At 69.7% G+C, this 9,935-nt stretch carries 12 protein-coding genes and 1 pseudogene; 4 read left to right on the top strand and 9 right to left on the bottom strand.

The window, feature by feature from the left end; translation table 11 throughout:
* Nucleotides 1-2: 2 nt before the first annotated feature.
* Entirely contained in the window at nt 3-188 is a 186-nt protein-coding gene (locus CLV71_RS48215) for a hypothetical protein (protein ID WP_166664499.1), read from the bottom strand.
* On the bottom strand, nt 112-756 hold the full coding sequence (locus CLV71_RS50855; RefSeq protein WP_133908918.1) for a beta-ketoacyl synthase N-terminal-like domain-containing protein: 645 nt from the start codon (nt 754-756) through the stop codon (nt 112-114). The genes CLV71_RS48215 and CLV71_RS50855 overlap by 77 nt, the downstream gene beginning before the upstream one ends.
* A gap of 613 nt (nt 757-1,369) precedes the next feature.
* On the opposite strand from CLV71_RS50855, the gene CLV71_RS43965 reads away from it, so the two are divergent.
* Both CLV71_RS43965 and CLV71_RS48210 read left to right on the top strand, forming a co-directional pair.
* Complete coding sequence (locus CLV71_RS43965; RefSeq protein ID WP_133908917.1) at nt 1,370-2,911, top strand: nuclear transport factor 2 family protein; 1,542 nt, start codon at nt 1,370-1,372, stop codon at nt 2,909-2,911.
* A 25-nt stretch (nt 2,912-2,936) separates the two neighbouring features.
* Nucleotides 2,937-3,086, top strand: coding sequence for a hypothetical protein (locus CLV71_RS48210; protein WP_166664504.1), 150 nt, complete (start codon nt 2,937-2,939; stop codon nt 3,084-3,086).
* On the opposite strand, the gene CLV71_RS43960 is transcribed toward CLV71_RS48210, so the two are convergent.
* From CLV71_RS43960 to CLV71_RS43945, 4 genes are read right to left on the bottom strand one after another with little or no spacing between them, the layout of a single operon-like run.
* Nucleotides 3,073-4,548 (bottom strand): NDP-hexose 2,3-dehydratase family protein, encoded by a 1,476-nt coding sequence (locus tag CLV71_RS43960; RefSeq protein WP_133908916.1) that lies wholly within the window; start codon nt 4,546-4,548, stop codon nt 3,073-3,075. The genes CLV71_RS48210 and CLV71_RS43960 overlap by 14 nt on opposite strands.
* Entirely contained in the window at nt 4,545-5,510 is a 966-nt protein-coding gene (locus tag CLV71_RS43955) for an NAD-dependent epimerase/dehydratase family protein (protein WP_133908915.1), read from the bottom strand. Before CLV71_RS43955 ends, CLV71_RS43960 begins: the two co-directional genes overlap by 4 nt.
* A 10-nt stretch (nt 5,511-5,520) precedes the next feature.
* The gene (locus CLV71_RS43950; RefSeq protein ID WP_133908914.1) at nt 5,521-6,102 is read right to left on the bottom strand and encodes a dTDP-4-dehydrorhamnose 3,5-epimerase family protein; all 582 of its coding nucleotides are present in this window, start codon (nt 6,100-6,102) and stop codon (nt 5,521-5,523) included.
* Complete coding sequence (locus CLV71_RS43945; RefSeq protein ID WP_133908913.1) at nt 6,099-7,373, bottom strand: activator-dependent family glycosyltransferase; 1,275 nt, start codon at nt 7,371-7,373, stop codon at nt 6,099-6,101. Before CLV71_RS43945 ends, CLV71_RS43950 begins: the two co-directional genes overlap by 4 nt.
* On the opposite strand from CLV71_RS43945, the gene CLV71_RS43940 reads away from it, so the two are divergent.
* Entirely contained in the window at nt 7,341-7,646 is a 306-nt protein-coding gene (locus CLV71_RS43940) for a 3-oxoacyl-[acyl-carrier-protein] synthase III C-terminal domain-containing protein (protein WP_243867389.1), read from the top strand. The two genes, CLV71_RS43945 and CLV71_RS43940, sit on opposite strands and share 33 nt — an antisense overlap.
* A 92-nt stretch (nt 7,647-7,738) precedes the next feature.
* Here the strand turns inward: CLV71_RS43940 and CLV71_RS50325 are convergent, their stop codons facing one another.
* The 3 genes and pseudogenes from CLV71_RS50325 to CLV71_RS50850 form a co-directional block, all read right to left on the bottom strand.
* The gene (locus CLV71_RS50325) at nt 7,739-7,873 is read right to left on the bottom strand and encodes a hypothetical protein (protein WP_279588800.1); all 135 of its coding nucleotides are present in this window, start codon (nt 7,871-7,873) and stop codon (nt 7,739-7,741) included.
* Between the two features lie 7 nt (nt 7,874-7,880).
* Nucleotides 7,881-8,034: pseudogene (locus tag CLV71_RS49880) on the bottom strand (IS3 family transposase); the annotation flags it as partial.
* Complete coding sequence (locus CLV71_RS50850; RefSeq protein WP_424923961.1) at nt 8,027-8,608, bottom strand: transposase; 582 nt, start codon at nt 8,606-8,608, stop codon at nt 8,027-8,029. The pseudogene CLV71_RS49880 and the gene CLV71_RS50850, both read right to left, overlap by 8 nt.
* A 17-nt stretch (nt 8,609-8,625) precedes the next feature.
* On the opposite strand from CLV71_RS50850, the gene CLV71_RS43930 reads away from it, so the two are divergent.
* A complete protein-coding gene (locus CLV71_RS43930; RefSeq protein ID WP_133908911.1) occupies nt 8,626-9,147 on the top strand; it encodes a DUF3995 domain-containing protein in 522 nt (173 codons plus the stop codon).
* Nucleotides 9,148-9,935 lie beyond the last annotated feature (788 nt).

Genomic DNA, 9,935 nt, shown 5'->3' with positions numbered 1-9,935 from the left:
CCTCAGGCGCCCCGGACCGCGATCGCGGAGTGGCTGCCGCCCATCGCCACGCTCGTGGAGATGGCCACGCCGACGGAGGTGCCGACCCCGCGGCCGATGGCATGTCCCAGCTCACAGGCCGCATCGGGCGCACGTGGCCCACTGGTCGGCGGCACCTCGTCGCGACAGGAGGCGAGCAGTGCCGGCATGACCTCGAAGGCACCCGACGCGCCGGTGGCGCTCGCTGTCGAACGGGCGACAGGTCCCGGTGCGTGGCCGAGGACGCACCCGAGACGGCGACCAGCAGGCCACACAGTCCACGGCGCACCGACGGCAGCGAGGTCGCCGCGTTGGGCAGGTCATGTCGAACAGCCGGGGCGACCCCACTCGGGAGCCGTGCTCCGCCACCTCGGTGCTGGACATGGACGTTCCGATGGCGGCGCCGTAGCGGTCGAACCGCCGCGGCGACTTCCGACGGGCCACGACGTCGATGCGGGGCGGGTCCGGGCCGGCGCCGGTGAGCGCCGCGTCGGAGGCGGCCAGCGCGAACCGCTGGTGCCGTTCCAGGGTACGCAGATCCTGTTCGCTGATCCCGCGGTCGACCGGTCCGGTGTCCATGATCTCGCCGGAGGCCCTCACCGGGCAGCGAGCCGCGTCGAACCGCATCGTGGGAACCACGCCGCCGCGCCCGGGCATCAGGGTGGCGAAGATGTGGTCGACAGTGCCACCCAGACAGTTGGCAGCCCCCAAGCCGGTGACGACTACCCGTCTGTCCATTGGGGTCTGATCCGTTCTGGTCGGCGGAGGAGGACGAGGGACGCCCGGAGGAGGCGCCCGAACGCCACGTAGTGACGACGAGTGTTCGCCGTCGGGCCGCACTCGATCCACTGGGAGGCGTCTTCGTGCTGGCGGTCTGCCCAGAAGACCTCCGGACCCGACGGTGTGCGCAACCGCCGCGACAGCTCGCGAGCGCGGCACCCGCCGTCACGCCGGGGGGCCGTGGTGAAAAGGGCGTGACGACTGCGAGAACGCGCAGTTTCGTTGGCCGCACAGCCTGGTTCGTGGCACTGTCGTCGCACACGTCGAGCGCGAGAGGGGTGAGGGCCCATGACCGGGCGGGCCCTGCTGGGTGGCACGTGGAGCTTGGTGTCGAACACCGCGGTGGACGGTCACCGCCGAACGTCCACAGTGACGGCGACGCCGCCGCGTCGGGCTACGAGACCGTTGCCCGGCGCGGCACCGATGCACTAGGCTGATGATCATAGAGATCCCGTTCCCGACACCACATTCCGCGCGGGGCGGCAACACCGGGTTCCAGTGACACCGTAGCGCTGGTCTTCACACGGGTACCCGCAATCGTGGTGAAGCATCTCGACGACTGGAGCGATCGGTGAGTTCGCCAACCGCTGTGTCACCGTACGAGGTCTACGTGATGTTGCCGCAGCTGCAGGCGACATGGCAGTCAGATGGCGATGGTCGGGACCGATCGGTCGTCATCGCGGGTCTGCAGGCGGTCGAGCTCTGCCTGCGGCTGGCGGGAGACGTCCTGGACGACAACCGCGCCGAAGCCTGTGCCGAGGAACGACTGTCCCGAGTCGTGCGTTGTGCGGTCGACTCGTGCGCGCTGATCGCCGAGCTCCTCGGCGACGCAGCCGAGACGCCGACGCCGAGGTCCACGCCACCGTTGACCGCGCAAGGAAAGCGCATTCTCGGCGCGCTGCCGACCCGGCACGCCGAGGCGCTCGGCGCCGCGCTGACGGCGGTCCCCTGGCCACGGCTGACGCCGGAGCACCGGGCCCGTGTCGAGGTGGTTCTCGGACTGCGGGCGAATCCCTGGCAGGAGCCGGAGGACGCACTGTTCCGGACGGTGCACCAGTTCACCGAATGTTGGCTGCGCATCGCTCTGCACCAGATCGACGACGCGGCGGTGAAGGCGGCGGCCGGCGGCTTTGTCGAAGCGGCACGCGACGTCGACCTGGCCACCCGTGCCGTCGAGCTCGTGATCTTCAACAACGACATGCTGGAGCTGATGGTTCCCGCCGACTTCCACCCGCTGCGGGTTCGCCTCCGGGACGGCACGGCCGCCCACTCCAGGGCGGTGCACGAGATGTTCCGCCGACCGGTGACACTGCTCTCCGCCCTGCGGGAGTTCCTTGCCGGCAAGGACCTGCCGCTGGTGGCCCTTCTCGACAATCCCGGCACGGATCCGGTCGCCTACCGGTACCTCCGTGCCGTCGCGAGCCTGGCCAAGCGGTGCCAGACGTTTCTCCTGCACCACTACCAGCTCGTGCTCGAGGTGCTCGGCACGAACACGAGAGGAACTCTGGGCAACGAGGTCCAACGACTGGCGACCCACGCCGTCAGGCCGCTGCTGCCCGAGCTCGACCAGGCACGTCATGACCTCGCCCTGATCGCCGGCATCCGTTACGGGGCGGTGTCCGGGAGGATGGTTCTCGACGGTGAACGTGACGCCGGGCTGCATCCCTACCCGCCGCGGGCCACACCCCAGCGCTGTCCGGACGAGACGGTGCGAACCCGGATCGACGCGTACTTCCAGGCGTTCAGGGACCGCGACGCCTCGGCGTGGACGGCACTGTTCGACCCCGCGAACGGGGTGCTGGTCGACATCAACGGGACCCGGCCCGTCGTCGGGCGAAAGAAGCTGGCGATCTTCGTCAACTCACTGTTCGACTCCTTCCACGAAATCGAGCCGAGCTACACGGTGGACCGGATGGAGATCGGGCACGCCAAGGTGACCTGGCGGATGAGTGCGGTCTCGCACATGAACACGCCGGCGAGGTTCTCCGGCACCGAGACCTTCACGTTCGCCGCCGACGGCCTGATCCTCCACGCCGAGGCCGAGTGGGACGCCCACGCGGTGGCGAGGCAGGTGTGGCCGCACCCTTCCGAGCACTGGACCCCGACAGCCTGACGTAGAGGAGCCACCGCACTCGCGCGTGAAGTGCCGCCCGCCGGCAGGCGCCCGCGCCACGGTGCTCGGCACCGGCGACGAGGTGAGCTGGCGGGTCTCCTGCGACGACGTCGAGGTCCGGCTGCCGGAGCTGGGCGACGCGGCCGCCCCCGTGGTGTCGTTCACCGTACGATGACGTTCGGGCGCTGCCACTCGCGCCCGAACATGCTGTGCAGGCACGCCACGAGGCTGCGTGCCTGCACGTTGACGTAGTGGCTGTGCCGCAGCAGGCCGACGAGCTGGTTCAACGTCAGCCACCGGTGGTCCGGGTACTCGCGCGGTGCCAGCTCGGCGTCGGTCTCGACGACGACGTAACGGGTTCTCGCGTGGTAGAAGCGGCCGCCCTCCTCCGAGTGGGTGGCGTCGAACCGGATCCGTGACGGGTCGGCGGTCAACACCTCGTCGAGGAACGGCAGGCGGTCCGCCGGTGGCACGTCGGCGTAGTTGCCGACCGTGCACTGCACCGTTGGCGCCAGCTCGACCGCGTCGAAGTAGCCGGGTTCGACGCGGGCGTTGGCGAGCACGTGCAGCACGCCGTCGATCCGCCTGACCAGGAACGCCGCGAGGCTGTCGCCTGACGGGCGCAGCATCGGCTGGGACCACCGCGCCACCTCGCGACCGGAGGCGTGCACGTCCACGCCCATGATGCCGAAGTACAGCCCCGTCTCGTGGGCGATACCGGTCGGCGAGCGGACCCACCGACGGACGTCGCGCAGCGGGATGCGTGACGCGCTGGTGTCCGCGCGGGCACGGGCTTCGGTGATCCAGCTCAGGATCGTGTCCGTGCCGTGCCGGCTCCCGGACAGCTCACTGCACGAACGCACCAGGGACGCGCGGAAGTCGTCGTCGCCGGAAGGCAACAGGCCCACCAGGTCCATGCCGGAGAACGGCAGGCAGGACAACACGGTGCGCGCGTCCATGTTGACCACGTTCTCGTGTGACAGCAACCAGTGCACCAGGTTGAGCGGCACCCAGGCGAAGTCCTCCAGCACCTCCACGTCCTCGCGGACCTCGACGATCATGTTGCGGTTGCGTTTCTGGTAGAACCACGACCCCTGCTCGGACTGCAGCACGTCGGCGATGACCCGGTGGCGCGCGGTGTCGGTGAAGTACGCCAGGTACGGCACCGGCTTCCCCCTGTGCACCCTGGTGTAGTTGCTCCGCGTCGCCTGGACCGTCGGGGAGATCTGCACTCCGTTGCAGTTCCCCGGTTCCACCTTGGCCTGCATCAGGCAGTGCAGCACACCGCCGAAGTCCTTCACCAGGATGCCGAGTATGCCGATCTCGGGTTGGTTGATGATCGGCTGCGTCCAGTGCGGTACCCGTCCGCCCGGCTGCCGCACGTCCAGGCCCTCGACGGTGAAGAACTTCCCGCTCTCGTGAGCGAGGTTGCCGGTGCGCTCGTCGAAGGACCAGCCAGCCAGCTCCTCGAGCGGCACGGGGGTGACCGTGGTCAGGTTGCGGGCGGCGCTGTCGGCGAACCACTTGTCGAACTCGGCGATCTGTTCGAGGCGGGGAGATGCGGCGAGCGCCGCCCCGGCGATCCGGATCGGCAGGGTGACGTCGCTGGTGCGCACCAGGCCGGACACGTCGGTCATACGATCTCCCTCGACGGGACCATCGCCCGCACGGACTCCGCCAGCGTGTGTCTCGGGCGCCAGCCAAGAGCGACGCGGGCGATGCTCGCGTCGACCCTCGTCCAGTCACCGCCCTTGCTCCGCACGGCGGCCGCCTTCTCCCGCACGACCGAATGGGACAGGCCGGCGGCCCGCACCATCGCGAACACCAGTTCGCGCATGCTCACCGCGGTGCCGCTGCCGATGTTGAACACCTGACCGGACACCGGCAGGCGCGCGGCCTGCAGCACCGCCCTGGCCACGTCGCGGCTGTCGACGTAGTCGCGGCGGGCGTCGGCGATGGTCAGCTCGAGTCGCGCGTCCGGATCGCGGGGATCGATGTCACGCAGCTTCTCGGTCAGGAACCCGAGGAAGCTGCCCTTCGCCGGATCCGGTCCGTACACATTGGACACCCGGAGGACGACGGCGTTGACCTGGCCCCGGCCCGCCGCGCCGAGGACCAGCTGCGAGCTCGCCAGCTTGGTCCGCGCGAAGGCGGTGATCGGGGCGGGCACCGTGGTCTCGGTGACCGAGGTGCCGGGAGGCTGCGGGCCGTACTCGTGCACGGTGCCCACGTGCACCAGCCTCGGCCTCCCCGGCGTCGCCGACACCGCCGCGACGAGGTTCACGAGCAGCCGGACGTGCGCGGTGGTCAGCTCGTCCTCGTCGTTGGACCAGCTGCCGGCCGCGTTGACGACGACCGAGATCCGGTTCTCCGCCAGCACCGCGGTGAGGTCGGCCGGATCGCACGCGGCGACGTCCATGGCCACGAACCCGTGGCCCGCGCTCTCGGCCGACGGGTTTCGGGCTATCACCACGACATCGTGGCCCTCGTCGGCGAAGGCCGCGCAGACGTGGCGGCCCACGCTCCCCGTGCCGCCGACGACGGCGACACGGGGAACGTCCTTCTCGGTCTGGGTTGGTATGGCGCTGTGGATGGGCATGGTGTTCCAATCAGTCGGCCACGCAGTCGGAGTACACCGGCAGCAGGCCCTTCTCCCGTGCCTGCGCGAGCGTGGGTGCGACGCGGTCCCGGTCGGACACGACCAGGTCGGCACCGATCGGCCACGGCAGGTCCAGCGCCGGGTCGAACGGGTTGATGGAGATCTCCCGCGCGGGCACGTAACCGGTGGAGACCATGTAGGCCATGACGGAGCCGTCCTCGATCACGTGGAACGCGTGGCCGACCCCCAGCGGGAAGTACACGGCGCGCAGGGAGTCCTCGTCGAGCTCCACCACGTCCCACACGCCGAACGTCGGCGACCCCACCCGGACGTCGAGCACCAGGTCGCGCACCCTGCCCTTGGGACAGTAGACGTACTTGGCCTGCCCGGGCGGTGTCGTGGTGAAGTGCACGCCCCGGACGACGTCACGCGCGGACTTGCTGTGGTTGGTCTGCGCGACGGTGAACGTGTGCCCGGTGGCCTCGACGAACGCGGGCTCCTGGAACGGAGACGCGAAGTGGCCGCGGTTGTCGCAGTGCACGTCCGGGGTGAACTCGAACGCCCCTTCGACGGCGAGCCGGCGCGCCTTCACACCAGGACCGCTCTGTGCTCGTTGGTCAGCCGCTCGACGTCGGCCACGGCGCTGGCGGTGGTCGGCATGGCGAGGACCTCCTCACGCAGCTTTGCCGCGCCCGCCTGGAATCCCGGCTCCTCGAGCAGCCGGACGACGGCGGCGCGGGCGCTCTCCGGCGTCACCGACGGGCCGTGCAGCCTCAGCCCCGCGCCGATCTCCTCGGTGCGCTGCGCGCGCAGCCACAGGTCGCCGTGCCGGATGGTCGTGACGAGCTGGGGCACGCCGGCGAGGGCCGCTGTGCTCCAGGTGCCGAACCCGCCGTGGTGCACGACCGCCGAGCACGTCGGCAGCAGCACCTGCATCGGCACGAAGCCGACCGCGCGCACGTTGTCCGGCAGCGTGCCGAGCTTGTCCTTCTCCGCCTCGCTCAGCGTGGTGACGACGTCGACGTCCAGGTCCGCCAGCCCGGCGAGCACGTCGGAGAACGGCAGGAAGGTGGCGCCGAGCGCGGCCTCGAAGGACGAGCCGGAGGTCACGACGACCCTGGGCCGGTCGTTCTCCTCCCACGCCCACCTCGGCACCACGGACCGGCCGTTGTACGGGGTGTAGCGCAGCGGGACGCGGTTGCCCGTCGGCGGGAGCTGGATGCTGTCGGGGATCGGGTCGAGGGTGAAGTGCCCCGTGACGACCTCCTCGGTGAACTCCTTGCCGTGGGCCGCGAGCTGGTTGCCCAACCAGTCGGCCAGCGGGTCCTGCCGCATGGCGGGCGCCTGTTGGTCACGCAGCTCCAGGAACGCCTCGCGCATGGCGGCGTAGATGTCGACCGTCCACAGCAGACGGGCGTGGGGCACCCCGATGACGGTGGCGGCGACCGCGCCCGCGTAGGTCAGCGGGTCCCACACGATGAGGTCGGGACGCCAGGACTTGGCGAACTCGACGAGCTCCTCGACGATCGGGTCGTTGTAGGGCGCCAGCGCCATCGGGACGGTCACCTGGTACTTGAACAGGATCCCCTGCCAGGTCTGCTTGTCCACGGACGGCTCGCTCCAGTCGGACAGCTCGTTCTCGATCGAGCCGGCGCCCTGCTGGCTGAGCTGCGCGAGCATCTCGTGCATGTTGTGGTCGGTCCCGACCGGCACCGCGGTCAGGCCGGCCGAGGTGATCACGTCGGTCATGGCCGGGGCGCTGGCCAGGCGGACGTCGTGCCCCGCCGTGGCGAGCGCCCACGCCATCGGCGTCTGCGCCAGGATGTGGGAGTGTTCCGAGATCGTCGTGAACAGGATGCGCATGTCGTACCCCACCAGGCGAACGGCCGGCTCATCGACGAGCTCGCCGAGCGTTGCGGCCTGACCAACGCGCGACTGCACCGCACGGTGCACAAGTACGGCAACACGGGCAGCGCGGCCATCCCCGTGTCCCTCGACGAGGCCAACCGCTCCGACGCGGTCGCCGACGGCGACCTGGTCGTACTCGCCGGCTTCGGCGGCGGCATGTCGATCAGCGCAAGCCTGATGCGCTGGTGGCGTCCCTCACCCGTCCACGCCTCGGCTATGCCGTGGTGATCCCGAGGTCCACGAAGTGCGTGGCAGGCTCTGGTCACCTGGCTACGGCCATCCCGACAAACCGTGGTCGAACGCCCGCGGTGTCGAGCAGTTCACAACCGCAGGCGGTGGTCGGCCGGCCACAGGGAGAACAGCGTCGGGACGCGCAGCGCGGCGAGTACTCTTGTTCCATAGCAGCCGAATTCGCCGAGCAGCCGCGCGACGCACGGGTCGCGGGTCCATCCCACGTGATCAATGAGTGTCCAGCACGGCACAGATCGGCTCGACACCGAACCGTTCGCGATGGGTGTCGATGAACCCGACCAGCGCGGCGGTTTCGGGTCGAGTTCCCGGGCGAAAACGCAGACGCGGCCTTCAAAGTCTCGTTCGCACGCCGCAGCTCACGATTTCCCGCTCCAGCTCAGCGATCCGCTGAACATCGCTGGTCGACGTGCCGACCCGTTTCCCGCCATCGACCTCAGCCCACCGAACCCACGTTCGCAACGCCTCCCGATGCACCCCGAACTGGTCAGCGACCCGACCGATCGTCCCGGTCCGTTCACCAGTCTGCTCACGGAGCTGTAGCTGGGCATCAGGTGCAGTTCGACCCGCCCGCTGTGCTGGTTGAGCCAGTCGCGGACGTTCTTGCTGCGGTGGACCGGGTGTCGGTCGACGATCACGTGCACCTTCCGTCCAGCTTGTCGGCCCAGGCGGTCCAGGAACGCGGTAAACACCGGCGCGGTGAACCGGCCGAGGAAGACGGTGAACCACAACGCGCCCTGCGCGGAGGCCGCGGACATCACGTTGATGCGTAGCCGTTTGCCGGTCACCCGCACAACCGGCGTGCGTCCTTTCGGCGCCCACGACCGGCCAGGCGGGGCGGCGTCCGATCGCAGCCCGGTCTGATCAGCCCACACCACCACCCCACCCTCGGCCTTCGCTCGTGCCGCGATCGCCGGATGGATCGACGAACTCTGACCCATTGCGCGGAGCCATATCGATGGTGGGGAACCCAGTCGTCTGGTTCGTCGTTGCCCACGATGTGATGTCAGCAGATCGGCCGCACCCGCTCCCCGCTGTGCGAATGTGGGGATATCTCGCCTGCGTGTGGTGTGTGCTCTTCGCGGTGCTCCACATCTACTGGGCGGCAGGAGGGGCCGTTGGGCTGGCTTCGTCGGCGGGAGCCGACCTCGCGGCTCACCGACCGCCATGGTTCGTGCTCCTCGGGCTGTGGGGCGTGGCACTGCTGCTCCTCGCCGGGGCGGCTTTCAGTGTCGGAACGACGTGCTGGCGGCTGACTGGCCGCCTGCGCCGCGCGATGGTGATCCTCGGTTGGTTGGGTGGGATCGGTCTGCTCGCCCGTGGACTACTGCTCGAGGTTGTTCTGTTGACTGGGGCCGGCGGCGTTGCCTCGGCGGTGGGCCCATCGCAAACGCAGTGGAGCCTGATCCTCTGGAATCCCTGGTTTGCTCTGGGTGGGCTCGTCGTGTCACTGGCCACTCGTCAGTTCCAGCGCGCCTGAACATTGCGAGACGTTCCCGACGCGGGCGTTGTCGTCGCCGACGACGCGGCGTCACTCCGTACGCCGGAGATCCGGTGCTCTCGCGCCCCGAGGGCGCGTTGCACGGCCTGCCGCATCCACAATCGCCGGCCTGGAAACCGCGCTCCGTTCCGGCGATCGCGTCCGACACGATAGACCGCAGGAGCACCGCCCAGGGGCGTCATGCTGTAGCGGTTGCCTGCACGCATGGGACGTGGATCACCGGAGTGCCTGCGCAGGCGGAGCAGCGCTGCCGACACGGTGGGCTGGCTGAGCGCGCGCTGCTCCGCAGCACCGGACACGCCCCGCTTCGACAGCGGTGCGTGCCAGGTGCACGAGGAGGTTGGGGTTCGGGTTCGTCAGCCCGGTTGCGGCACAGCTTCAGGCGTCGCCAGGCACCGGCATGTCGTGCGTCGTAGACCACTGTCAGCACGCGCTCGACGAGCGCGGGGATTCCCGCCGAGCCGGGCACGAGCCTGACGGTCCCGTCCGCGTCGAGCCGCAGGCGAGCGACTGCTTCGACCGCGTTGCGTTCCAGGTCGTCCGCGACTTCGGTGTCGTGGTCTCGTGCGATGAGCGAACGGCGGACCGCATCGCGCTCCGACACGTCGACGGTCCCGGCCCGTTGCGCAAGTCCCGAGGCGACGAACACAGAGCCCTGACCCGCAGACCAAGGCCGCACTCCGCGTGCGTGCCGCGCGGCTCCCAACCGAACTCGGGTTCTTGAGCAGCGCGGCACTGGTGGAAGACGGGATGAGGGCGAAGTCCGC

It is taken from the genome of Actinophytocola oryzae, from assembly GCF_004364325.1.
Lineage (GTDB): Bacteria > Actinomycetota > Actinomycetes > Mycobacteriales > Pseudonocardiaceae > Actinophytocola > Actinophytocola oryzae.
This window is presented reverse-complemented; position numbering and strand designations above follow the sequence as displayed.